The organism is Trebonia kvetii (assembly GCF_007827045.1).
Classification (GTDB): Bacteria; Actinomycetota; Actinomycetes; order Streptosporangiales; family Streptosporangiaceae; genus Trebonia; species Trebonia kvetii.
Genome location: NZ_RPFW01000001.1, coordinates 630,510 through 653,249, shown reverse-complemented (window position 1 = coordinate 653,249; position 22,740 = coordinate 630,510). Strand labels below are relative to the sequence as shown.

Sequence of the window (22,740 nt, the reverse complement as noted above, 5' to 3'; positions counted from 1 at the left end):
GTTTCCGGTGGCAGGTGGAACACGAACCCGTTCGGGATAAGGGAGAGTTATTTCGACGGTTTTCTCGGCCGGATAATGCCCGCGCTGATCAGTGACTCGGCGGTGTCGAGGACCGATTGGCGCAGCGATCGCGGGGTCCAGCCGAGTTCGCGCACGGCCTTCTCGGCGGTGACATCGTGCTGGATGCCCAGCATGTCGGCGCCGAGTTTCGCCTCGCTGTTCACGCGGGCGGCGGCCCGCAGGACCCAGGCCGGCAGCGGCCGGGTGGCGATCTTGTAGCCGCGCGGGCCGTATTCCTCCTTGAGAATCGCGGCGATGCCGGTCATCGGCAGGTGGCCGTTGGCGAAGATGTACCTGTTCCCCTTTGCCGCGGGGACCTCCAGGGCGAGACGGTGCCCGGCTGCGAGGTCGCGGACGTCGGTGAACGCCAGGTGCAGCGGCGGTATCACGGGCATCTCGCCGGCCAGCATGCGGCGCACGATATCGGCGGAGCTGTCCCGCTTAGCCTGCAGCGGCGGGCCGATGATCGCGCCGGGGTGGACGACGGTCAGCTCGATGCCGTGGTCGGCGGCGAGGTTCCAGGCCCGCTTTTCTGCCAGCAGCTTGCTCTTGGCATAGGCGCTGCACTCGGCCAGTTCCGACCAGTCCGCCTCGGTCCGCTGCCGCGTCGCTGTCGCCCTATTGCGGGTGACCACGTCCAGGGATGAGGTGCACACCACGCGCTTCACCCCTGCCTTGGCGGCCGCCGTGAGCACGCGGGTGGTGCCGCCGACGGCCGGGCGGATCACCTCGTCCTCGTGCCTGGGTGCCTTGAAGGGGATTGGCGAGGCGACGTGCAGCACGTAGTCGCACCCGTTCACCGCCTCGGCCCAGCCCTCGTCGGCGTCCAGGGTGGCCTCGGCCAGCTCGAACGCGCCGCTGGCCTGGTCGATCGCCGGGCGCAGGTGCGCGATGTCGGCCGTCTTGAGGTTCCGTACGGTGCCGCGCACGTCGTACCCGCGCGCGAGCAGGTCGCCGATGCAGTGCCCCGCCACGAAGCCCGTGGCCCCGGTAACCAGTACCCTGCCGCGCCTGCCCTGATTCACGTGCAACACGTTGGCGACGGCCGGCGACGATGTCAAGTTCACGCCTGCGAGTCCCAGCGCTATCGGGCGTCCGGCAGCTTCCGTGCCCGCAACGCTTTCGCGGCGACGTCGCGTCCCTCGATCACGGCCCGGCACAGGGCGGCGTCCTGACCGTGCTCGGCCAGGAACGCGTCTGCCCGCTCAAGCAGCTCAGGCGAGGCGGCGGAAAAGGGGAACAGCACCATGCCGAAGACCACCCTGACCAGGCCGTCGCGAGCCGCCCAGACCGCGGGGAACTGGTCGAAGAAGGCGTCCGCGTAAGGGGCGAGCAATGCGGCGTGCTCCACCTGGTTGAACGCCATCCCGACCTCGACTGTCTCCTCGATCCCGAGCTCGCCGGGCGAGGTGAGCAGCCGCCACGCCTGGGCCTTGTGGTCGGCGTCGGGTATCGCGGCACGGCAGGCCGCCGCGTGTTTGCGTCCGGTGTTGGTGTCGTCGCGTTCGAGCTCGGCCTCGATCTGCGCCTGCCCGGCGCGCCCCATCGCGACCAGCCGGGCAAGCAGGGTCCAGCGCAGCTCGGTGTCCACGTTCAGCCCCGCGACCTGCTGGCTGCCGTCGAGCAGCCCGGCCAGCAGGTCGAGCTGGTCCTCGGAGGTCGCGGACCAGCCGAGCAGCTGCGCCCAGGCAAGCTGGTGGTCGCTGCCCGGCTCGGCGGACCGAAGGAGGTTGACGCCCGCGGCGGCGAGCTGCCGTTTGCCGTCCGTCGCCCACGCCGGGTCGGCCGAGGTCGTCATGCGCTGCGCGGTGAACCGGTGCAGCTGCTGCAGCAACGAGACCGACGGCTCATGGCCCATGCCCGCGGTCACGATCTTCACGAAGGCAGGCACCGACAACTCGGCCTGGGCCGCCATGTCCATCACCGCGCTCCAGCAGATGGTCCGCGCCAGCCCGTCGCGGAACGCCCCGATGGAGGTGGTCAGCGTGGTCAGCGAGCGCTCGTCGAACCTGACGATCGCGTAGCCGAGGTCATCGTCGTTGAGCAGCAGCAGGTCCGGCTGCGGCAGGCCGGCGAGGTCCGGCACCGGCGTCCGCGCGCCGGCCACCTCGACCTCGACCCGGTGCGTGCGCACCAGCGCGTCGCTGCCGTCTGCGTCATTGCTGACCCGGTTGTACAGCCCGATCGCGATGTGATGCGGCCGCAGCACCAGGTGCTCGGCCGTCGCCTCCTGCAGCACGGCGAAGTCGGTGAAGCAGCCCCGGTCGTCGCTGCCGAACTCGCTGCGCAGCGTGTTCGGCCCCGCGGTCTGCAGCCAGGCCTTCGACCAGTCGCCCAGGGGCTTGCCTGAGCTTGCCTCAAGCGCCCGCAGCAGGTCGGCCAGGGTGGCGTTGCCCCAGGCGTGCCCGGCCAGGTAGGCGCGGATCCCGGCGAAGAAGTTGTCCCGGCCCAGGTAGGCCACTAGCTGCTTGAGCACCGCCGCGCCCTTGGCGTAGCTGATCCCGTCGAAATTGGACTCCGCGACGCTGAGCGTGGGGGCGTCGGCGGCGATCGGATGGGTCGAGGGCAGCTGGTCCTGGCCGTATCCCCAGGCCTTGCGGCCGCCGCAGAACGTGATCCACGCGTCGGTGAACCTGGTCGCCTCGGCGCTCGCCTGGGTGGCGCACATCTCGGCGAACGACTCGTTCAGCCACAAGTCGTTCCACCACGTCATCGTGACCAGGTCGCCGAACCACATGTGCGCCATCTCGTGCAGGATGAGATCCGCCCGCAGCTCGCGCACCGTGTCGGTGACCTTGGACCGGAACAGCATCTGCTCGGTGATGGTGACGCAGCCGGGGTTCTCCATCGCGCCTGGGCTGTCGGTCACGAACACCTGGTCATACTTGGCGAACGGGTAGCCCATCCCGAACAGGCCGGTGAAGTAGTCCAGGCCCGCCCGGGTGATAGCGAAGATCTCGTCAGCGTCGAGGAACTCGGCTAGCGACCGGCGGCAAGCCAGGCCCAGCGGGACCACCTGGCCTGACGGCGTGGTGTGCGAGTCCGTGACCAGGTGGTACTCGCCGGCGGCGATGGCCGTCAGGTAGGTGGAGATCCGCGGCGTCGCCGGGAAATGCCACACGGCGCTGCCGTCCCCGGCCGGTTCCGGCCGCGACGCCGGCTGGTTCGACACCACGATCACGCGCCCCGGCACCCTGACGTGAAAGGTGAACTCGGCCTTGAGGTCGGGCTGCTCAAAGCAGGCGAAGACCTTACGGGCGCCGGCGGCCTCGAACTGAGTGGACAGGTAGCTCCTGCCGTCGGCGCTGTCCTGCGTTCTCATCAGTCCGGAACCGTCGCCGGCGTAGCCGCAGTCGGCGACGACCCGCAGTTCGTTGCGGGACGCTAGTCCGCTCAGCGCGATCCGCCCCTGCGCATACACGGCGGCGGGGTCAAGGGACGCGCCGTTGAGCGTGATCTCGCGGACCCGTTCGGCGATCAGGTCGGCGTAGGTGGCCACACCGGGCTGGGCGCAGTCGAAGACGATCACCGAGGTCGAGCGGAAGTTCTCCGCCCCGCCAGTCAGGTCCAGCTCGACGTCGTAGGAATCCACTCGAAGCAGGGCGGCCCGCTGTGCCGTTTCGTCCCTGGTGATTTCCGCAACCTGCATGCAGCCCGCCTCACGGTAGCTAAGTCGCGTTGCATCTTATTGCCGCGAGCGTTGGCTGCACAATGAGTTCTCTCATCGATCGCGGTGGCGAATGGCTTCAGAGGTGCTGGGGCATGCCGATTGGCTCGTCGCCGTACAGGTCTCGCCAGAGACGGCGCAAGAAAGCTTCAGGGCTGCCGTCCTCATAGCGAACGTGTGTCGAGAGTTCGTCGTCTGGGAGTTGAGCCGGATCATTGATGGCCATGCGGAGTTCGGCTTTAAAGGTATGCATCTCATCGGTTTCGCGCTTTGCAAGGTTCTGTAGTGCTTCGAGATCGTCAACTTCGGGATGCAGGTATGTTGTCGCGATTCGGATGAGCGTTGCGAACGGGCCGTCGGGGTACCGGTTCCAGTAGAAATCTCTCATCGCTGCTCCTATCGGTAACGACGCAGATCCATCGTCTCGTGGCTGGGGGTACATGTTCACGATTTCGTACCTATCCTTTGCCTGGTTGTGGCCCACGAGGAAAAGGAGAGTCCCGCCCTCGAACGTGGGTACTGGCAGTGCCACGGGCTGCGGAACATCTGACTGTCGCGTCTCCGCCATCGCTGTTCGCCACGCGCGCCGATTGCTAATCGCGGCATCTATGCTTCCGTCCACTGGCTCCAGTTGCCATCCGGTGCAGTACTTGTGACCGTCCTTGCCGAGCAGGTCAGCGATCGGAATCAGGATGGGGCTTGGCCGCACACCCGAGTCGTACGGCGTGGCAATGGCAGCGCGGACCTGGGGGTGCTCGGCTCCACGGGTGAACGCGGTAGCGAAAGCATCGGGATCGGTCATGCGAGTTGCGAGCTCGGCGCATCTGTGCCGCTTGTCATTTGGCTTCAGGCCGTCGATGCCGCGGAGCCGCTTCGTCACGTCGAGTTGGGCGGGATCTTCGAGGTAGGCAGCTCGGCGCATGTTGGCTTCTTCCGTCACCCAGCCTTCGTGGCGGATGTGTCCGTGACCGGTGCCTTGGTCGATCGCTGCCATAATCCGGCGCGACTCCGGCCAGGCACGTTCTGCCGCCTCTAGCCAGGGGCGAGCGGAGCGGTGCTGTTCGATGTGGCGGTCAGCCTCCTCCGGGCTGATCTGTGGCAGCCCTGCTCGTCCCGTCCTGAACCGCGCCAGCTCGTCACGCGGTGCATCGAATAGCCGCTGCCGCTCCCAGCCTGACTCACAGCTTTGCCGTGTATCGGCGAAGACCTCACCTCGGCTGCGCGTTTCAGCGAGCGCATCAGGCTTGGCTACCGGGGCCGGCTTATCCGCGGCTGCTGCCTCAGACGGATTGTCCTGATCGGGAGCAGCCGGCCCGTCGGTTACGCATGACCCATCGATCCGCACGAATCACCCACCTAGCAGCGCCAGCAAATCTCGAACGCTCTCCCTGGGAAACGGCCGGATCCGGGCTCCGGTTCGTTCGGGCGACTGGTGGCACCCGCGGCATTGCGCATGGCCGCGATGGACTGCTGCAGCGAGTCCTGCGAGGACCAGTTATGACTTGCATGGAATATTTCTTGGATGTAATACTAGTGGCGTGGACATCGACTGGCCGACGGAGTTCGGGCGGTGGCTCGACCGGCTTGAGGAGGAGATCGAGTCAGGGGACGAGCGGTCCCGGCTCCTGCTGACATTCACCGCCCGCGCGCTCGACCAGTTGCGAAAGCTCACAGACCCACCAACCGACGACACCGAGACAGCGACTCTGCGGCGCGTGCGGCAGTCGCGCCGCTACGAGCTGTGGCGGGTCTCGCACGCATACCACCCGAGGAGAAGCCATGACCGAGGACGCCAACCCGCTCCCACCGACCTTCGTGCGCGGTAATGACCACCTTGACCGCCTGCTATCTGGCCCCCAGCTCGCCGCCGACGTAGCTCAGGCCCACACCGAGGCCGAAGAGATGGACCGGGTCTACGCCATGAACCTGGCCATGATCCGCAAGGCCGCACAGCTCACCCAGGTCGAAGTCGCCAGGCGGCTCGGCGTCGGCCAGGCCGCCGTCTCCCGGATGGAAAACCGCGGCGACATGCTCCTGTCCACCCTGTATGACTACCTCACCGCAACCGGAGCCGACACCGCCAGCATCGTCGTCACGGTCCACGGCCACCGCATCGAGCTAGACCTCGGGTCGCTTCGCGCCCACTCGGAATCCGCAACCCGTTGACACTCGCCGGTCTTCTAGACCAGCAGCTGCGACGCGGTCTGCGGCACTGGAGACGAGCGCTTACAGTTGAGGCCCGCCGGGTATCACCCGAAACGCGCTGGTTGTTATCACCTGACGTGCGACCTGCAATGGAGGCTGACCAGGAAGGGGCGGCGCCTTTGACCCAGAGCGACCTGGCCCAACCGGGAAGGCCAGGAAGGGCGCCAAGAGCCCTCGTCATGATCACGGCTGTCGTAGTCATGACGGCTGCGGCTGCGGCCGAGCGCGGGCGCCTGGCTGGATCACTCGACGATCTTGCCCATCTGCACTGGGTGTGGCTGCCGCTCGGCATCGCGCTAGAGGCGACGTCGATGGCCGCGTTCGCCGCGATGTTCCGCCGCCTGCTCACCGCCCGCCGTGTGACGCCGCGCCGGACCGAGATGCTGGCCACCATTTACGCCGCGAACGCGATGTCGGTCTCGGTACCGCTGGCCGGCCCCGGCCTGGCCGCGGCCTACCTCTTCCGCCGCTTCACCAGGCTTGGCGCAAGCGCCATGCTGGCCGGCTGGGTCCTGCTGGCTTCGGCCGTCATCACCACGGCCGCCTGGGGCCTGATAGTCGTCACCGGTGGCCTGGTATCCGGCCACACCGTAGCCCTGGCGATCACCCTTCCCGTCGTCGCACTGGCAGTACTGGCGCTCATCGCGACCGCCCTCGCCGCCCGTCACCCACGCCTGCGCGCAGCCCTGGAGGAATACCTGACGCAGGCGCTGAAGCACGGTGCAAGGCTGCTGCGGTGGCCGGCCACCGACCCGAAACTGGCTCTCAAGGCATGGGCCGAACGGTTCAGCGCACTCCGTATCCCCCCCTCGACCTGGGCGCTCGCGGGCGGCGACGCGCTGGTCAACTGGCTCGCCGATGCCGCGGTGCTGGCCGTTAGCATCTACGCCGTCGGCGCGGCCGTCCCGTGGCAGAACTTGCTCCTCGTCTACGCGGCGGGGATCGGCGCGCAGAGCCTGTCCCTCACTCCCGGCGGGCTGGCCATCACCGAGGGCGCGATCAGCGTGGCGCTTGTCGCGTCTGGCCTGCACGTCCGCCAGGCCGTCGCCGCCGCGGTGCTGTACCGGCTGATCAGCTTCTGGCTGGTAGCGGCGGTAGGCTGGCTGATAATGCTCGTCAAGCACGCCCGCAGCCCCGCGGCGGAGTCCGTGCCAGAACCCGCGCTAGAGCCAGCACCAATGACTGAGTCAGCACCAGAAACAGAGCCAAGGGAGCACGAACTAGTCCTCCTTCATGGCCAGCCTGGCTCCACGGAAGACTGGCAGGCGGTGCTGGCGAGGCTGCCGGCTCACCTGCACGCGGTGGCAAAGGACCGCCCAGGCTACGGCGCAAGCGACCGTCAGGCCACCGGCTTCAAGGCCAATGCCCAGGTAATCCTCGATGATCTGAACGAACGGGGTGTGGACTCCGCTGTCCTGGTCGCCCACTCCTGGGCAAGCGGCGCGGCGCTTCAGGCGGCGAGCGAGGCACCGGACCGGGTGAAGGCGGTGGTCCTGCTGGCCGGCGTCGGCCCGGGCTCAGTCAGCATCGTGGACTGGCTGCTCGCCGCGCCGTTCATCGGCCCGCTGAGCGCGAAGGTCATGTGGCGCTGGACGCCGTGGATGGCCCGGGTCAGGCTCGCGTGGCTGAGCAGGCGGCAAGGCAGGCCGTTGGGCCTAGGCGAGCACGTCGGCCTGCAGGTCTGGGGGCGGCGGGACAGCGGCGTCGAGCCGCTGTGGCGCGCCTTCCTCACCGAACAGCGTGCCCTGCTCAGCGAGCTCGCCGAACTGGAGACCACCCTGCCGACTATCGGCGTGCCGGTGCTGCTGCTCGCCGACCCGGCCGACCAGATCGTGCCCATCATGACCGCGCAACGCCTGGTCAGCGAACTGCCCGATGCCCGCCTTCGCCTCGTCTCGAACGCCGGCCACCACCTTCCGGGGCGCGCCCCCGGTGCGGTCGTCGAGGCGATAACAGGCTTCCTGGCAGGGATCGACGACAACATCGGGCTCAGCCGAACGCAACCGTAAGCTCCGCCCCCAGACCATTCAAAACCCCGATATCCCGAACGGTTGCCCGATTACTCACCCGGTCACCGCAATCTCAGCCGATCCCGGCGACCAGCCGCCCGTTTTCCAAGTAAACGCAGCGCCGCCTCCGGACAGCCGCCCGAACGCGCCGCCGTATCGGCCCTCGCAGCAGCTCAAACGCCTCATCAAGCGGTACAAGCCGGTACTCGGAAATCTCCTCCGCCTGCAACGTGATTTCCGCCAGCGTTGCTTCGCCAAAAACCCCGCAGTCAAACAGGAACCGCATCCCGCCCGGCCGCCCAGGCCGCCGAGGCCGGAAGTCAACGCACGCCAGCCGCCCGCCGGTCACCTCGAGCCCGCACTCTTCGCGCACCTCCCGCCGGCACGCATCCCAGGGTGTCTCCCCGTCCGCCTCCATGATCCCGCCGGGAATCGTCCATCCGGTCTTGTACGTCGGCTTGAGAATGAGCAGCCGCGCGGCCTCATCGAAGATCAACGCCCCGACAGAAGCAGGTATCGCGGGCGGTTCGAAATCGACCGGTTCACTCGCCACGGCCCGATCTTATGCAGAGGCATACTCGGTAGGTGAACACCCCAAAGCTCCGCTGTGGCATAGTGCTCCGTTCCGAAGAAGAAGACGCGTGCCAGGTCGTGGCCGGAGGCACGATCACCTCCGTTCGGTATGCACCGCAGTTCCCGGCTCCACGGCGAGAGCGAGTCCTCCCAGGTCACCTGGTAGCCATCGCCGAGAACGTCGACACCGCCGTGGTCGTCTGGCGCTGGTATGACGCGATCGTGCTGGACAGCGACCCAGACTTCGTCCGCCTGTGGGAACCGGCGCACGGCGAATCCACGGCCCAGCGCCGCCGGCCCCAGCAGCAGTACAGCCCGGGAACTCGCGCCTATCTGTCCGCTGGCCTGCCGGGCGCCGACTGGTGGGTAGCCGGCGCGGCCGTAGACCGGCCCGAGGACGCCGACGTCGAGCTAGGCGAGGTCGAGCGCCTCTATACCGCCCACGACATGTGGACCGCCGCGTTCGCCTAGCTCCGCTCCCCGCTAAACGAAGGCGCGTTGTATCGCCTGCCGCCCGACTGCGCTGCTCGCGAGGTACCCGTAGGTCCCCCTGTCGCGCAGCTCGATCGCCGCCTCGGCCAGCGCCCCGAGCGCCGCGAACGCGAACGCGCCCCCCACCGAGACCCGGCTGACGCCGACCGAGGCCAGTTCGGCAACGGACGGCGCCCCCGCGAAGGCGAGCACGTTCACCGGCCGGTCCAGCTCCGCGACCACCAGCCGGATGTCCGCCAGGCTGGTCAGCCCTGGCGCGTACAGCACGTCGGCGCCCGCCGCCTGGTACGTCTGCAACCGGACGATCGTGTCCGTCAGATCCGGCCGCCCGTGCAGGTAGTTCTCGGCGCGGGCGGTCAGCACTAGGCGCACCGGCCCCGAGTGCGCCGCGTCGGCGGCGGCCGCGACCCGCTCAGTCGCCTCTCCGAGGTGGAAAATCGGCTCGTTCTCGTCGCCGGTGGAGTCCTCAAGCGAGCACCCCGCCAGCCCGGTCTCCCCGGCCAGGGCGACGGTCCGCGCGACGCCGGCCGCGTTGTCGGCGAAGCAGTTCTCCAGGTCAGCGGAGACCGGCAGTTCGGTCGCCGCGACGACCGCGGCGGCGTGCGCCAGCGCCTCGTCGCGGCTCACCGAGCCGTCCAGCCTCCCCAGCGTCGCGGCGTATCCGGAACTGGTGGTGGCGAGCGCCTGAAAGCCCAGCGATGCGAGCACTCTCGCGGATCCCTGGTCCCATGGGTTCGGCAGCAATAGCGGGTTTCCCGGGCGGTGCAGCTCAAGGAACAGCGCCGCCTTCTCGCTCTGGCTTGTCATAGCTCAGAACGTACAGCTAGCTCCATCGGGAGGCTTCGCTCAGGCCCGGGTCATGGCATTGCACCGTCAGTGCACTATGCTGCACTGGTGGACGACACTGCCAGGGCGCTAGCCGCGGCCATCGGCGCCCGGGTGAAGCAGGAGCGGCAGACGCGCCGCTGGACCCTGGATCAGCTGGCAGAAGCGGCCGGCGTCAGCCGCCGCATGCTGGTCAGCGTCGAGCAGGGCGCGGTCAACCCGAGCGTGGGTACCCTGCTGCGCATTAGCGACGCGCTCGGCGTCGGCCTGCCGTCGCTGGTCGAGCCGCCCGCGCGCAAGACGGTCAAGATCACCAGGCGCGGCGAGGGCGCCGTCCTGTGGACCGGCGACTCCGGCGGCCGCGGCGTCCTGGTCGCCGGCACCGAACCGCCGGAGGTGGTCGAACTGTGGGACTGGACGCTGGCGCCGGGGGACCGTCACGAGAGCGAGGCCCACTCGCCCGGAACCAGGGAGCTGCTGCAGGTTCAGGAGGGCACGCTGCAGGTCGAGGCCGCGGGCCAGGCGTTCACGCTCGACGCGGGCGACGCGCTCGCGTTCCCCGGCGACGCCCCCCACTCCTACGCCAACCCGGGCCCACAGCCGGCCCGCTTCTCGCTGGCCGTCTTCGAGCCGGGCGTCGGCCCGGGAACCACACTGGAGCCTGCTCATGACTGACATTGACACCCTCGAGAAGTTCCTGGCACAAACCTCAATTGACCCGAACGTATCCGCGCTCCGCCCGGACTACCGCGTCCTGCTGCTGGCCGTGGACGGCCTTACCCCAGGCCCGAGCGACGACAACAGCGATGCCTTTCTCCAGGCAGCTGAGACCAAGGCCCGCGAAGCGCTGGCCGGCCGCCCGCCGGAAGAGCTGCCGCACGTGGCCTCCTGGCGGGAGGCGTACCGGGCGTTCGGTGCCAAGCCGCAGCGCACCCGCAACAGCCTGGAGGCACTGCTGCGCCGAGTCGAGGACGGCCTGCCCCGGGTCAACCGGCTCACCGACTGCTATAACGCGGTCTCCATGCTGCACCAGATCCCCCTCGGCGGCGAGGACCTCGCCCGCTACGCGAGCTCACCACGGCTCATCCGCGCTGACGGCACCGAACCCTTCGACACGGTCGCCGGCGGCGAGACGGTCATCGAGCACCCCGAGCCCGGCGAGGTGGTGTGGTGCGACAGCGAGGGCGTGACCTGCAGGCGCTGGAACTGGCGGCAGGGCCGCCGCACCCAGCTGCGCGAGGACACCACCACGGCGCTGTTCATCTTCGACGCGCTTGACCCGATGACCGACGAAGCCGTGCACGCCGCCGCCGACGACCTGGTCGCCCACCTGACCTCGTTCGGACCCAGCGTCGCGGTCACCCGTCGCCTGATCGCGGGCAATCCGTGAGCCTTGGCAGCACCCGTGTCCCGCCTTGGCTGCTGGCCGTCGCGGCGATGTCGACGGTCCAGCTTGGCTCCGCGCTCTCCGTGGGGCTGATCAAGTCCGACGGCCCGGCCGGAACCGCCTGGCTGAGACTCAGCATCGGCGCACTGATCTTCCTCGCCGTGGCCCGTCCGCCGTTGCGCTCGATTCGCCGTCGCGATGTGCCTGCGCTGCTCGGCCTCGGCGTCACGACCGGGCTGCAGACCATCGCGTTCCTCGCCGCGATCGACCGCATACCGCTCGGCACCTGCGTCGCGATCGAGTTCCTCGGCCCGCTGACCGTCGCCGCCGTGCGCAGCCACAGCACAAGGGCACTCGTCTGGCCCGCCCTCGCGCTGGCCGGCGTCGTGTTGCTGACCGAGCCCTGGCACGGCAGCTTCAATCCGGCGGGCGTCGGCCTCGCCGCCCTCTCGGGCGTCGGATGGGCCTCCTACATCCTGCTCACCCAGCAGGTCGGCGACCGCTTCGACGGCATCACCGGCCTGTCGCTCACCGTACCCATCGCCGCCCTCACCGCCGCGACGATGGGCGTACCGCAGGCGCTCGGCCACCTCTCGTTCGGCGCCATCGCCGCCGCGGCCGGGCTGGCACTGCTGCTGCCCGTCCTGCCGTATGCCCTGGAAATGCTCGCGCTGCGCGGGATGAAGCCGGCCGCCTTCGGCACCCTGATGGCACTCGAACCGGCCTTCGGCGTGCTGCTCGGACTGTTCGTGCTGCACCAGACGCCTGCACCGGCCCAGATCCTCGGCATCACCCTCGTCGTCATCGCCGGCGCCGCCGCCCAACGCGGCGGCCAGCGCCAGCACCCCGCTGCCGAATCAGCCGACGTGGACCTTAAGCCCTGTCCCGCGCCTCAGTGATCTCGCCTAGCCAGGTGCCAAGGACGGCTAGGTGCTGGGGGAGTGCCGTTTCTGGCTCGGCGATCTCGGGATGCCAGCGCTTCTCCCACTCGACCGAGACCCAGCCATGGTATGAACCCGCGGCCAGCAGGCCGAGCATGTCCCTGACGGGCACCTCTCCCTCGCCGAGCAGCACTAGCTGCCACCCGTCCGCCCGCTCGGCATCACGCCGTGCGTCCTTGACCTGCGCGAGCAGGATGCGCGGCCCGAGATTGGCCCACACGTCGGCGGCCCGCTCGCCTGCCCGGTGCGGATGGTGGCTATCCCACACGGCCCCGACGGCGGCGGAATCGACAAGCGCAAGCAACTCGGCGACCGTGGCCGAAGCGCAGAAGGCGTCGTGCGTCTCCACCCCGATGGCAACCCCGAGCCGCTCGGCGACCGGAACCGCCGCTTCGAGCACCTGAGCTGCCGCCGCAAGCCGGGCCCGCCGACCCGGACCGTCACCGGGCAGCGGCCCGCCGAAGACCCGGACAAGCGGCGCCTCCCACTCACTGGCCAGCTCAAGGAACCGGCGCAGCTCGGTCCCTGGCTCCTCGCCGGTGAGCTGAATGGAACTGTCGACCGCCACCGCGGGCAGCCCGGCCGCCGCGAGCGTCCGCTTCACCCGCGCACGATCCCCTGATCCCATCCCGGGATCGATCAGCTCGCCATCGATGAGCCGCAACTCGACGCCGTCGTATCCCCAGGAACGGCCAAGCGATACGGCCGTGGCCAGGTCGGCATCGGGGAACGCCAGGGTGCTGAAGGCAAGACGCGGACTGGTGATGACTGCCTCCCGTTACAAGACGCTAGCGACAGGCTAGTTGGCCGAACCCCCTGTCGCCCGGCCGGCCGACGTTTGCGTTACCGTGCGCAGGTGGAACTTTTGGTGATCGGCGGCAGCGGCTATCTCGGGCGTCAGGTCACGCGCCAGGCCCGGCTCGCAGGTCACAGCGTCGTCGCCACCTTCCGTACGAGCATGCCGCCAGAGCCCGGCGTGGACTGGCACAAGCTCGACATCCGTTCCCGCGACGACGTCAGGGCGCTCGCGCTCCGCGCCCGCCCAGACGCGATCATCAATGCCGCCTACCTGCAGTCGGACTGGGCGACCACCGCCGACGGCGGCATGCACGTCGCGCTCGCCGCCGCCGCGACGGGCGCACGACTGGTGCATGTGTCAAGCGACGCGGTCTTCTCCGGCATCGCGCCCAGCTACGACGAGAGCAGCCCGCCCGATCCCGTCTCGCCATACGGTGCCGCCAAGGCGGCGGCCGAGACAGCGATCAAGGGCATCGCCCCGGCCGCCGTCATAGCCAGGACCTCACTGATTGTCGGCGACGGCGACTCCAAGCACGAGAGGTTCGTCCACGCGCTGGCGGCGGGCAGCACGTCGGGCGCCCTGTTCACCGACGAGGTGCGGTGCCCAATCCACGTCACCGACCTGGCCGCGGCACTGCTCGAGTTCGCGGCCGCACCGTATGCGGGGATCTGCCATGCCGCAGGCGCCGACGCGATCAGCCGTTGCGAACTCGGCCTGCTCATAGCGGCGCGAGACGGCCTGGACCAGGCCGCGATCCCCGGCGCCCCGCGCGCCCCCGGCACCCTGCCGCACCCGCTCGACGTGCGGCTGGACAGCACCAGGACCCAGGCGCGACTAGCGACCCGGCTGCGCGGGGCACGCGAGTTCCTCGCGCCCGCGCCATCGTTATTTTGTCGAAAACCGGAATTTCGTACATCTCAGCTGGTGTTCAGGCGGCGGACCTCGGCGGCGATGGCCGCGACGTCGACCGGTCCGGTTGTGTCCACGGTGATCAGCGGGCCGATGCCGACCGGCTGGTCATATTTGTCCATCGCGGACAGCGGCAGCGTCCCCCGGTGGACCTCGTGCCTCGACCGTGCGTTGTACCGGGCGTGAGCGACCGCGGCGGGGCACGCGCAGTGCACCTCGACCGTCCGGTCGCCCAGGCCGCGCAGCTGGCCCAGCGCCTCATCGTTGTGCGGGTCGAAGTTGGCCTCGATCACCATGTCGCCCGCGCTAGCCGCGAGCGTCCACAGCACCGCAAACGACGCGGCGCCCAGCCGCCGCGACCAGGCCAGGTCGATCTCCGGCCTCCCAGAGATATACACAATCCGGCCCACGCCAGCCAGACTGGCACAGCCTTTGCCAGGCCTCCCGCCCCACCAGCCCGATCGGCGTGGGTGATCATCCGCTCGGCGCCAGCCACCGGGTGCCGATCTGGCCGTACTTAATGCGGCCTACCAGGCGGACGCACAAAGTCTCCGGCGTGTGCCTGGCGCCGCGATCAGGTCGACGGTGAGCGGAAGCAGCGCGTCGATGGTGCGGGCGGCCAGCGCCGCGTCCAGCCGCTCGTCGAATTCGGCCAGGTTGAGGCGACCGTCGGCGACGGCGGCGCGCAGCAGTTCGATGACCCGGTCGCGGTCCGCGTCGGACGCGAGCAGCGCGGCTGAGCGGGGCGGATCTTCCGGCATCCGGCCTCCTCGGCGGCGTGGGGACCGCACCACCCTGTAGCGCAACTCGGCGGCCATCAACGACGAGTGCGCCGACCCGGTGCCGCGTCGCGCCGGAATGTCAGACCCTCGCAGTAGTATTCGATTAGTAACTGAAAGATGATCTTTCCTTCGAACGGGGGCGTTCATGGACTGGCAGGCAAGCGGCGACTGGCAGGGCGGCACGCCCGGCCATGACCCGAGCCTGCCCGAGGTGCTCGCCGCGTTCGAGCACGGCGGCGCGTGGGAGACGGCCGCGCCGTCCGCGGCGCTGGCGGCCGTCCTTGAGCGGGTAGCCGGGCCCGGCCGTCTTTATGCGGGCGCGGGCGCCGATGCGCTGGTCGGGATCGTGCGGCAGTGGGCGGCGGTCGAGTCGTGGGCGGCGGCGGGCATGCTGGGCGCGCTGCGCGCGATGATCCACGACGACGACACCGGCACCCCGGTGCTGGGCCGCCGCACCGACCTGCCGGGCGGGTGGGACGACTCGCTGACCTACGAGATCGCCGCGGCCTTGGCGATGGGGCCGCAGTCGGCGGCCAACCTCGCGAACCTCGCCTGGACGCTCGGGATGCGGCTGCCCGGCATCGGACGGCTGCTGGCCGGGGGGATCCTCACCCGGTCGAAGGCGCGGCTGGTCGCGCAGGTCTTCGAGCCGCTGGATGAGGATGAGGCGGCCCGCGCCGAGGCGCTGATCGCAGGGGAGCTGGACGGCAAGACCTACCCGCAGGTCGAGCGCATCGCCTGGCGGGCCGCCCTCGCCGTGGCCCCCGACGTGGCCGAGCGGCGGCGGTCGAAGGCCGAGCGCCAGGCGCGGGTGACGGTGTTCCGTGAGCAGGCCGGCACGGTCGGCCTGTCCGGCCGTGACCTCCCGGCCGCCGAGGCGCTGGCCGGGCACGCGAACGTGGCAGCCCGCGCCGCCGTGTACGCGGCGTCCGGGGCCTTCCCCGGCCAGGACACCAGCCGCCTGCAGGCGCAGGCGTATCTCGACCTTCTCGGCGGGGTGCCCGCAACGGACCGGATCGCATTCGCCGCCGCCGGTTCGGAGCCGCCCGACGACCCAGGCCCGGACGAGGTCGGTCCCGGCGACGGAGGCCCGTCCGGCGGCGACGACGGCGACGGCCACGAACCGGGCCTCGACGGCGACCGCTATGACGATCCCGCCGACGAATCGGACGATGCCATCCCCGATCCCGACCACGATGACGACCTCCCCGGTCCCGATGACAATGACGACTTCCCCGATCTAGGCGGCGATGGCGGCGATGGTCCGGGCGAGCAGGAAGTTCCTGAACCGCCGTCCCCGCCACTGGCCGAGGTGACGGTCCCGCTGGCCACCCTCCAAGGCAAGGCGGAACGCGTCGGCGACAACCGGTTGCTCGGCCCCCTCGACCCAGCACTTGCCCGCCAGCTGGCCGCCGCAGCCGTTAACTCCCCGCACTCCCGCTGGGAAATCACCATCGTGGACGAGCACGGCTACGCGACCGGCCACGGCATCGCCCGCCCCGCCCGCGGCCGACCCGGCAGGCCACAGCCGCCAGTGCCCGGGCCGCGGCCCGCCCCGGGCACGCTGCCCGCACGGGTCACCATCACCATCACCGAGACCTTCCTGCAGCGAGTGAAAACCGAGACGGCCGAGCCAAGGTCCGGCGCACCGCCGGGCGACTGGGAACTGACCCCTAGCAAACCGGGCAGCTGGGCACTAACCCTGCCCGGCGGCCTGGTGCTGGCCGTGCGGTTCGACGTGGTGCCCACGCATACTTGCGACCACCGCTACCAGACCAGCGCCTACCAGCCGGGCGACCGGCTGCGCCGCCTGGTCCAGGTAAGAGACCACGAGTGCACGTTCCCGACCTGCTCCCGCGCCGCCCGCGAGTCGGATTTCGAGCACGCAATCCCGTACGACAAGGGCGGCACCACCGACGCGTGCAACGCCGGCGCCCGCAGCAGACGCTGCCATCAGGTCAAGCAAACCGAAGGCTGGACCGTCACCCAGCCCAAGCCCGGCTGGCACCAATGGACCACTCCCACCGGCCGCACCTACACCCAGGAACCCTGGCGATACATCGCATAGCTACGGCGCGACGTGGAAGAATACGGCCATGAGCGGTGACACGCCGATCACGCTCGCGGACGATGACCCAATGGCCGCCCGTTTTGTCCTGGCGATCAGAACCGGAAATACCGCCGCCATCAGGCACCTGCTCAAGGACAATCCGCGGCTCGCACAAGCGCGGATCAGCGCGCGAGGCGTCACCAGGACGTCCCTGCACATCGTCACCGATTGGCCCGGCTACTTTCCACAAGGCCCGCAGATGGCCAGTCTGCTGATCACCGCGGGCGCCGAAGTGGACGCGGTAAGCACGCCCGACCCCCCGGAAACGCCGCTGCACTGGGCCGCGAGCAGCGACGATGTCGACGTGGCCGAAGTGCTTATCGACGCTGGTGCCGACATGGAGAAGCCGCACGGATCGATCGGCACGCCGCTGGACAACGCCATCGGCTACTCCTGCTGGCACGTCGCCCGCCTGCTTGCCGCCCGCGGTGCCCGGATTGACAAGCTCTGGCACGCGGCGCCGCTCGGGATGCTCACCCGCCTGGAGGAACTCCTCGCGGAAGATCCCACAGAAGACGAGATATCCCAGGCGTTCTGGCACGCCTGCGCCGGGGGCCAGCGCCGGGCGGCCGAACTCCTCCTGGACGAAGGGGCCAGCCTGGACTGGATCCCCGACTACGCGCAGGGCACGCCACTGGACGCCGCAAGCTCCCTGGGCACCCGCCAGGAGAACGTCATCACCTGGCTTCGCGAAATCGGCGCCCCCGCAACACGCAAGCCCGGCGAAGCGACCAAGCCCGGCGAGGCAACGAAGCCCAGCCAGCCGCCGTCGTTATGTCCTGAATATCGAATTCATTCCCAAGGCCGGGCGCAAATCCACGATAAGTTAACCCCCGCCGCGATCAGCTGACGCGGGCCGCGATGGTCCGTGCGCAGGCCAGGGACTCGGTATGCGTCGTGTCCACCTCGAGGTCGTAGGACACTCCTGCATGTACCACGTTCGCCTGCGACACTGCCATCCCCGGGATGCGGTCTCCGCGGGCGGTCTCACGTGCTGCGACGACCGCGCTGTCACACCTGACGCCGACCCACAGCACGCCCAGTCCGGCCACGGCCTTCTGCCACCGCTGCTGGGACGCTGCCCCGCTGAGGAAGATGTCGTCGATGATGATCCTGGCGCCCGCGCGGGCCATCGCCGCGATGCCGCCCATCCAGGCCGCCTCGAGCGCCCGGAAATCCGACCCGATCCTCACCCCGCCATCGTCGGCGAGCACGAGCCCTCCGTCCGAGCTCTGCATCCTCGCCGGCAGGGCGTCGATGAACGAGTCGATTCCGTACGCCAGCCACGGATCCGCCAGCACATCCTGCAGGCACCGGACGATCCTGGACTTCCCCGAGCTGGAACCGCCGTTAAGGATGATCATCTGAGTCGTCACGGCGCCACGATAAATCAAAATGGATATCCCGAACGGGTTCGGCCGTCCCCCCGCCGCACAGCGACGACTTTAGATCCGGAAAACCATTCGGGATTTCCCCAGCCGCCGGCGTACAATCTTCGATCCTATGCGCGCGACGGCCCGGGTGTACTGGCGGCTCCTGGTGGCCGGTTTCCGCCGTCAGTCGGCGTACCGCCTCGCCGCGCTCGGCGGCCTCGTCGCCAACCTGACGTTCGGCCTGCTGAAGGTGGCGATCCTGTTCGCCACCCTTAGGGCCGCGGGCGGGACGCTGCACGGCTACACCACAGAATCGATGAGCACCTACGTGTGGCTCTCCCAGGGTCTGCTCGGCTCGGTCAACCTGAACGGCCGCACCGACCTGGCGCTGCGAGTCAAGGACGGCCAGGTCGCGGTGGACTTCCTGCGCCCCGTCGACCTGCAGGCTTCGACGCTCGCCACCGAGGCGGGCATGTCGCTCTTCGCCCTGATACCGCGCGGGCTGCCGTCGGTGCTCCTCGGCGCCGTGACGGTGGGGATCGCGATGCCCACGTCCCCGGTGTTCTACCTGCTCGGCACGGTCAGCGTGATCCTGGGCATCGTCATCTCCGCGGCGACGGTCTACCTGATCGCGGTGCTCGGCTTCTGGCTGATCGAGACCCGCGGCCTGCAGATCCTGTACATGCTCGCGTCCGGCTTCCTCGGCGGCCTGTATGTGCCGATCGCGCTGTTCCCGCAGTAGCTGCGGCTCCTGGCCACGGCGACGCAGCGCGCCTACCGGACAAGCTTCGCCCTCGACCTGGGCAGCTCGGCGCTTGTCGGCCTGGTAGAGCTGGCCGAGGTGTGGGTGCTGTTCAGCAACGTCACCACGCTCGGCGGGATGCGCTTCAACCAGATCCTGCTGGTGTTCGGCATGGCCGACCTGTCCTTCTCGCTGGCCGACCTGTCCTTCGGGCACCTCGACACGCTGCCCGACTACCTGCGGGCGGGCACGCTCGACGCCTTCTACCTGCGGCCGCAGCCGCTGCTGCTGCAGCTGATCACCAGCGACATCTCGCTGCGCCGCATAGCGAGGGCGGCGGTCGGCGGCGCGGCCCTCGGCATCGGCCTTGCCACCGCGGGCGCGCCGCCGGGACCGCGCACCGCGGCGCTGCTGGTCATCGCGGTTGTCAGCGGGTACGCGACGTTCGCCGGGCTGTTCGTATGGGCGGCAGGGCTGCAGTTCTTCCTGCTCGACGGCTCGGAGATGACCAACGCCTTCGTGTACGGCGGTCGCTACGCGGCCACCCAGCCCGCCTCGGTCTGGTCGCGGCCGCTCAAGCTCGTGTTCGGTTTCTTCTTCCCCATGGCCTTCACGGCCTACCTGCCGGCGGTGACCATGCTCGGCCTGCCAGGCTCGGAATGGCTGCCGGCCTGGCTCGGCTGGTGCGCACCGGTCGCCGCGGTCTGGTCGTGGGCGATGGGGCTGCTGTGCTGGCGTTGGGGAGTGCGTCACTACCAGGGAGGCGGCGGATGAACAGCGTGTTCAACGGCGGGGCGATCATCGAGACGGACGGGCTCACCCGCGAGTTCCGCATCCGCGATGGGCGGCGCAGGCGGCTGCTCACCGCGGTCGACGGCCTCACCGTGCGGATCGAGCCGGGTGCGGCCGTCGGCTACATCGGCGCGAACGGCGCGGGGAAGTCCACCACGATCAAGATGCTCACCGGCATCCTGGTGCCCACCGCGGGCAGCGTGCGGACCTGCGGGCTGCGCCCGGTCCCTGACAGGCGCCGGCTGGCGCGGCAGGTCGGGGTGGTGTTCGGCCAGCGCTCACAGCTCTGGTGGGACCTGCCGGTGCGCGAGTCGTTCCGCATCCTGGCCGCGATCCACGCGCTGACCAGGGCCGAGGAGGCAGAACGCACCGCGGAACTCGTCGAGCAGCTCGAGCTCGGCGGCTTCCTCTCTGTTCCGGTCCGCCAGCTCTCCCTGGGCCAGCGGATGCGCGCCGAGGTCGCCGCCGCCCTGCTGCACTCGCCGCGCCTGGTCATACTTGACGAGCCGACCATCGGCCTCGACGTGCTGTCCAAGCAGCGGCTACGCGAATTCCTGATCAGCGAGCGTCAGCTGCACGGCACCACCCTGCTGCTCACCACCCACGACATGGGCGACGTGGAGCGGCTGTGCGACCGGATCCTCGTCATCGACCACGGCAGGCTCGCCTACGACGGTGACCTGCTGGGCCTGTCACGGACCGTCGGCGCCCAGCGGGTGCTGGTGGTCGACCTGGTCGCGCCCGGGCCCGACCTCATCGGCCTGGACGGCGCCATGCACCTGTCCTCAGAAGGCGGCGGACTGCGCCAGCGCCTCGCCTTCGACGCCGAGCAGACCACGGCCCTGAAGGTGCTAGCCGCTGTATCAGGAAAGGCCGAGGTCCTCGACCTGACGGTCGAGGAACCCGACATCGAAGACGTAGTCCGCCGCATCTACGCCGAGAGCCGCTAACCCCCACGAGCCAGAAATGCCAGGAAAACTGTAACGGAATAACCCCAGCCCCAGTCGTCACTCTGTTCCCGCGGTCCGTACCGCCCGCACCAGCGGAAGAGCGGCGAACGCCCCGCAGACCAGCGTCGCCGCGATCGCGGCGAGCGTCACGAACACCGCGTGCCCCGAGACGACCGCCGCACCGCCCGGCCGCGCGTCAAGCGTCAGGAACAGGCTCCCGAACACCGCCACGCCTACCGCCTGGCTCAGCTGCATCGCCGTGGTCAGCAGCCCGCTCGCGTCGGCCGCCTGGTGCAGCGGCACCCGCACCAGCGCCTGCGTGACGAGCGGGCTGAAGGCGACCGCGAGGAACCCGCCGATCAGCACGAGCGACACCTGCAGCAGGCCGCCGCCTGACCCGCCGCCGCGCAGCAGGGCGGCGAGCGACAGGTACCCGCAGGCCGCGACGGCCGCGCCGCACACCGTCAGCAGCGGATGCCACGAGGCGGGCAATCGCCGCCAGAAGTACCCGCACAGGCCGAACGCCGCCGCGCACGGCGCGCAGGTCAGCCCGGCCCGCAGCGCGCTGTCGCCGAGCCCCGCCTGCAGGTGAATCGCGAAGCTGAACAGGAACCCGCCGTAGGTGACCATGAGCAGCGTCATCGTGGCGAGCCCGGGCAGCAGCCCGGGGGAGCGGAACACCGACAGCGACAGCAGCGGGTGGCCGCCGCGCGAAGCCACCAACCGTTCGGTGTAAAGAAAGACGGGAACCAGCGCCAACCCCAGGCCGATGCACGCGAGCGACCACGCGGGCCAGTGCTCCTGGTGCCCCAGCATCAACGGCAGCACCACCAGGCACACCGCCGGCACGGCCACCAGCAGGCCGGGCAGGTCGAGCCGCTTGCTCCGGCTCGGCACGTCTGCCTCCATCACGCGCGGCAGCACCAGCAGTACCGCCAGCCCGATCGGCACGTTGACCAGGAATACCGGCCGCCACGACTCGCCGAACAGGTCGGCCGTCACCAGCACGCCGCCGATCACCTGCCCGGCGACGAAGCCGGACGACAGCACCGCGGTGTAGGCGCTCAGCGCCCTGGCGCGCGCGGCCCCGGAGAATCGCAGCTGGATCACGGTCATGATCTGCGGCATCATCGCCGCCGCCCCCGCGCCCTGCACGAACCTGGCCGCGATAAGCACGCCGATGTCCGGCGCGAGCCCGCACAGCAGCGAGGCCAGGGTGAACCCAGCGACACCCAGCAGGAACATCCGCCGCCGGCCGAACAGGTCTCCCAGCCGCGCCCCGGTGATTAGCAGCATCGCGTAGCTCACGGTGTAACCGGCGATGACCAGTTGCAGCTCCGCACCGGAGGCGTGCAGCGACCGCCCGATCGTCGGCATCGCCACATTGACCACAGTCACGTCGAGCAACGCCATGAACTGCCCGCACAACAGCACGATGAGCATCACCCAGCGCGCCCGGTCGCGCGCCTCGCCGCCGAACGTGACGACGTCCTCGGAAATAGCTGTCATGCAACCCAGCATCGCGGCGGCCTGGCCGGCAATCAGAGAGCCCGCTGATCATGGTGCTGCCAGTAACAGGATGATCCCGAACGGGTTCGTCTTACTCCGGTCGCCAGGGTGTGCGACACATTCATAGGGGTTCTGGATCGTAGCTGGCTGTCGGCCTAGTCTGAGTGTTGTCATTACTCAGATTGGAGGCTGTGGTGCCGGAGGAACCCGATGAGCTGCCGGAACTGGAACGGCGGCGAGCGGAGCTTTACCAGCAGCTTGCCCGGGTCGGGGACTTCCGGCCCGGGTCGCTGAACGAGGTGCGCCGTAAGTGCGGGAAGCCGAACTGCGCCTGCGCGGCGCCTGGTCACCCGGGTCACGGCCCGCAGTACAACCTGACCCGGCGGGTGGAGGGCCGGACGCAGACCCGGCACCTGCGGCCGGGCCCGGAACTGGACAAGATCCGGCGTGAGGCAGCGGCCTACCAGCGGTTCCGTGACCTGGTCGGGCAGGTCACGGAGGTAAACGAGGCGATCTGCGACGCGCGCCCGGTGGCTCCGCCAGGCGAGGCCGGCGATGAGGACCCCTCCGCGACGGGAGGGGAAAAGGGGGGCTCCTGAAGGAGCTCGCGGACGA

Annotated in this window: 23 protein-coding genes; 14 read left to right on the top strand and 9 right to left on the bottom strand. The window is 69.5% G+C overall.

Annotated features, from left to right (window positions below):
• Positions 1-47 precede the first annotated feature (47 nt).
• The 3 genes from EAS64_RS02720 to EAS64_RS02710 all read right to left on the bottom strand — a co-directional run bounded on the left by EAS64_RS02720 (position 48) and on the right by EAS64_RS02710 (position 5,072).
• Entirely contained in the window at positions 48-1,121 is a 1,074-nt protein-coding gene (locus tag EAS64_RS02720; protein ID WP_222848941.1) for an NAD-dependent epimerase/dehydratase family protein, read from the bottom strand.
• A gap of 23 nt (positions 1,122-1,144) precedes the next feature.
• The gene (gene pepN / locus EAS64_RS02715) at positions 1,145-3,709 is read right to left on the bottom strand and encodes an aminopeptidase N (protein ID WP_145851110.1); all 2,565 of its coding nucleotides are present in this window, start codon (positions 3,707-3,709) and stop codon (positions 1,145-1,147) included.
• Positions 3,710-3,806: 97 nt separating this feature from the next.
• A complete protein-coding gene (locus tag EAS64_RS02710) occupies positions 3,807-5,072 on the bottom strand; it encodes a hypothetical protein (protein ID WP_145851109.1) in 1,266 nt (421 codons plus the stop codon).
• A 193-nt stretch (positions 5,073-5,265) separates the two neighbouring features.
• On the opposite strand from EAS64_RS02710, the gene EAS64_RS02705 reads away from it, so the two are divergent.
• The 3 genes from EAS64_RS02705 to EAS64_RS02695 all read left to right on the top strand — a co-directional run bounded on the left by EAS64_RS02705 (position 5,266) and on the right by EAS64_RS02695 (position 7,941).
• The gene (locus EAS64_RS02705; protein WP_187365649.1) at positions 5,266-5,553 is read left to right on the top strand and encodes a hypothetical protein; all 288 of its coding nucleotides are present in this window, start codon (positions 5,266-5,268) and stop codon (positions 5,551-5,553) included.
• Positions 5,507-5,893, top strand: a complete 387-nt coding sequence (locus tag EAS64_RS02700; protein WP_145851108.1) for a helix-turn-helix domain-containing protein — start codon at positions 5,507-5,509, stop codon at positions 5,891-5,893. The genes EAS64_RS02705 and EAS64_RS02700 overlap by 47 nt, the downstream gene beginning before the upstream one ends.
• Before the next feature lie 218 nt (positions 5,894-6,111).
• Positions 6,112-7,941 carry an alpha/beta fold hydrolase gene (locus tag EAS64_RS02695; protein ID WP_222848940.1) on the top strand — a complete coding sequence of 610 codons (1,830 nt, stop codon included), beginning with the start codon at positions 6,112-6,114 and terminating at the stop codon, positions 7,939-7,941.
• Between the two features lie 73 nt (positions 7,942-8,014).
• Here the strand turns inward: EAS64_RS02695 and EAS64_RS02690 are convergent, their stop codons facing one another.
• Entirely contained in the window at positions 8,015-8,494 is a 480-nt protein-coding gene (locus EAS64_RS02690) for an NUDIX domain-containing protein (protein WP_145851106.1), read from the bottom strand.
• A gap of 32 nt (positions 8,495-8,526) precedes the next feature.
• On the opposite strand from EAS64_RS02690, the gene EAS64_RS02685 reads away from it, so the two are divergent.
• Positions 8,527-8,985, top strand: coding sequence for a hypothetical protein (locus EAS64_RS02685; RefSeq protein ID WP_145851105.1), 459 nt, complete (start codon positions 8,527-8,529; stop codon positions 8,983-8,985).
• Positions 8,986-8,997: 12 nt separating this feature from the next.
• On the opposite strand, the gene EAS64_RS02680 is transcribed toward EAS64_RS02685, so the two are convergent.
• Positions 8,998-9,813, bottom strand: coding sequence for an isocitrate lyase/PEP mutase family protein (locus tag EAS64_RS02680; protein WP_145851104.1), 816 nt, complete (start codon positions 9,811-9,813; stop codon positions 8,998-9,000).
• 87 nt (positions 9,814-9,900) lie between these two features.
• Here EAS64_RS02680 and EAS64_RS02675 point away from each other — a divergent pair, with 87 nt between their 5' ends.
• Genes EAS64_RS02675 through EAS64_RS02665 form a run of 3 tightly spaced genes read left to right on the top strand, consistent with a single transcriptional unit; the run spans position 9,901 to position 12,117 of the window.
• Positions 9,901-10,506, top strand: coding sequence for a helix-turn-helix domain-containing protein (locus EAS64_RS02675; protein ID WP_145851103.1), 606 nt, complete (start codon positions 9,901-9,903; stop codon positions 10,504-10,506).
• Positions 10,499-11,221 carry a B3/B4 domain-containing protein gene (locus EAS64_RS02670; protein ID WP_145851102.1) on the top strand — a complete coding sequence of 241 codons (723 nt, stop codon included), beginning with the start codon at positions 10,499-10,501 and terminating at the stop codon, positions 11,219-11,221. The genes EAS64_RS02675 and EAS64_RS02670 overlap by 8 nt, the downstream gene beginning before the upstream one ends.
• Positions 11,218-12,117: an EamA family transporter gene (locus tag EAS64_RS02665; protein ID WP_246115493.1), complete on the top strand. Its 900-nt coding sequence runs from the start codon at positions 11,218-11,220 to the stop codon at positions 12,115-12,117. Before EAS64_RS02670 ends, EAS64_RS02665 begins: the two co-directional genes overlap by 4 nt.
• Here the strand turns inward: EAS64_RS02665 and EAS64_RS02660 are convergent.
• The gene (locus EAS64_RS02660) at positions 12,092-12,874 is read right to left on the bottom strand and encodes a sugar phosphate isomerase/epimerase family protein (RefSeq protein WP_281283213.1); all 783 of its coding nucleotides are present in this window, start codon (positions 12,872-12,874) and stop codon (positions 12,092-12,094) included. The genes EAS64_RS02665 and EAS64_RS02660 overlap by 26 nt on opposite strands.
• 141 nt (positions 12,875-13,015) lie before the next feature.
• Here EAS64_RS02660 and EAS64_RS02655 point away from each other — a divergent pair, with 141 nt between their 5' ends.
• The gene (locus EAS64_RS02655; RefSeq protein ID WP_145851100.1) at positions 13,016-14,053 is read left to right on the top strand and encodes an SDR family oxidoreductase; all 1,038 of its coding nucleotides are present in this window, start codon (positions 13,016-13,018) and stop codon (positions 14,051-14,053) included.
• A gap of 341 nt (positions 14,054-14,394) precedes the next feature.
• Here EAS64_RS02655 and EAS64_RS02650 read toward each other — a convergent pair whose 3' ends face one another.
• Positions 14,395-14,628 (bottom strand): DUF1707 SHOCT-like domain-containing protein, encoded by a 234-nt coding sequence (locus EAS64_RS02650; RefSeq protein ID WP_145851099.1) that lies wholly within the window; start codon positions 14,626-14,628, stop codon positions 14,395-14,397.
• A gap of 166 nt (positions 14,629-14,794) precedes the next feature.
• On the opposite strand from EAS64_RS02650, the gene EAS64_RS02645 reads away from it, so the two are divergent.
• Positions 14,795-16,717 carry a hypothetical protein gene (locus EAS64_RS02645; RefSeq protein WP_145851098.1) on the top strand — a complete coding sequence of 641 codons (1,923 nt, stop codon included), beginning with the start codon at positions 14,795-14,797 and terminating at the stop codon, positions 16,715-16,717.
• Between the two features lie 28 nt (positions 16,718-16,745).
• The gene (locus EAS64_RS02640; RefSeq protein ID WP_145851097.1) at positions 16,746-17,609 is read left to right on the top strand and encodes an ankyrin repeat domain-containing protein; all 864 of its coding nucleotides are present in this window, start codon (positions 16,746-16,748) and stop codon (positions 17,607-17,609) included.
• Here the strand turns inward: EAS64_RS02640 and cpt are convergent.
• Positions 17,602-18,135, bottom strand: coding sequence for a chloramphenicol phosphotransferase CPT (gene cpt, locus EAS64_RS02635; protein ID WP_246115492.1), 534 nt, complete (start codon positions 18,133-18,135; stop codon positions 17,602-17,604). The two genes, EAS64_RS02640 and cpt, sit on opposite strands and share 8 nt — an antisense overlap.
• Before the next feature lie 127 nt (positions 18,136-18,262).
• On the opposite strand from cpt, the gene EAS64_RS43225 reads away from it, so the two are divergent.
• From EAS64_RS43225 to EAS64_RS02625, 3 genes are all read left to right on the top strand, one after another.
• On the top strand, positions 18,263-18,874 hold the full coding sequence (locus tag EAS64_RS43225) for an ABC transporter permease (RefSeq protein ID WP_187365646.1): 612 nt from the start codon (positions 18,263-18,265) through the stop codon (positions 18,872-18,874).
• 105 nt (positions 18,875-18,979) lie between these two features.
• Entirely contained in the window at positions 18,980-19,648 is a 669-nt protein-coding gene (locus EAS64_RS43220) for an ABC transporter permease (protein ID WP_222848939.1), read from the top strand.
• Positions 19,645-20,616: an ABC transporter ATP-binding protein gene (locus EAS64_RS02625; RefSeq protein WP_145851096.1), complete on the top strand. Its 972-nt coding sequence runs from the start codon at positions 19,645-19,647 to the stop codon at positions 20,614-20,616. Before EAS64_RS43220 ends, EAS64_RS02625 begins: the two co-directional genes overlap by 4 nt.
• A 57-nt stretch (positions 20,617-20,673) precedes the next feature.
• Here the strand turns inward: EAS64_RS02625 and EAS64_RS02620 are convergent, their stop codons facing one another.
• The gene (locus tag EAS64_RS02620) at positions 20,674-22,125 is read right to left on the bottom strand and encodes an MFS transporter (RefSeq protein ID WP_145851095.1); all 1,452 of its coding nucleotides are present in this window, start codon (positions 22,123-22,125) and stop codon (positions 20,674-20,676) included.
• Between the two features lie 194 nt (positions 22,126-22,319).
• Here EAS64_RS02620 and EAS64_RS02615 point away from each other — a divergent pair, with 194 nt between their 5' ends.
• The gene (locus tag EAS64_RS02615) at positions 22,320-22,724 is read left to right on the top strand and encodes a DUF6788 family protein (protein WP_145851094.1); all 405 of its coding nucleotides are present in this window, start codon (positions 22,320-22,322) and stop codon (positions 22,722-22,724) included.
• Positions 22,725-22,740: the final 16 nt, after the last annotated feature.

Coding starts and splice junctions, on each gene's coding strand:
- pepN (WP_145851110.1), bottom strand. CDS start 3,709: ATGCAGGTTGCGGAAATCACCAGGGACGAAACGGCACAGCGGGCCGCC.
- EAS64_RS02700 (WP_145851108.1), top strand. CDS start 5,507: ATGACCGAGGACGCCAACCCGCTCCCACCGACCTTCGTGCGCGGTAAT.
- EAS64_RS02695 (WP_222848940.1), top strand. CDS start 6,112: ATGATCACGGCTGTCGTAGTCATGACGGCTGCGGCTGCGGCCGAGCGC.
- EAS64_RS02680 (WP_145851104.1), bottom strand. CDS start 9,813: ATGACAAGCCAGAGCGAGAAGGCGGCGCTGTTCCTTGAGCTGCACCGC.
- EAS64_RS02670 (WP_145851102.1), top strand. CDS start 10,499: ATGACTGACATTGACACCCTCGAGAAGTTCCTGGCACAAACCTCAATT.
- EAS64_RS02650 (WP_145851099.1), bottom strand. CDS start 14,628: ATGCCGGAAGATCCGCCCCGCTCAGCCGCGCTGCTCGCGTCCGACGCG.
- EAS64_RS02645 (WP_145851098.1), top strand. CDS start 14,795: ATGGACTGGCAGGCAAGCGGCGACTGGCAGGGCGGCACGCCCGGCCAT.
- EAS64_RS02640 (WP_145851097.1), top strand. CDS start 16,746: ATGAGCGGTGACACGCCGATCACGCTCGCGGACGATGACCCAATGGCC.
- EAS64_RS43225 (WP_187365646.1), top strand. CDS start 18,263: ATGCGCGCGACGGCCCGGGTGTACTGGCGGCTCCTGGTGGCCGGTTTC.
- EAS64_RS02625 (WP_145851096.1), top strand. CDS start 19,645: ATGAACAGCGTGTTCAACGGCGGGGCGATCATCGAGACGGACGGGCTC.
- EAS64_RS02620 (WP_145851095.1), bottom strand. CDS start 22,125: ATGACAGCTATTTCCGAGGACGTCGTCACGTTCGGCGGCGAGGCGCGC.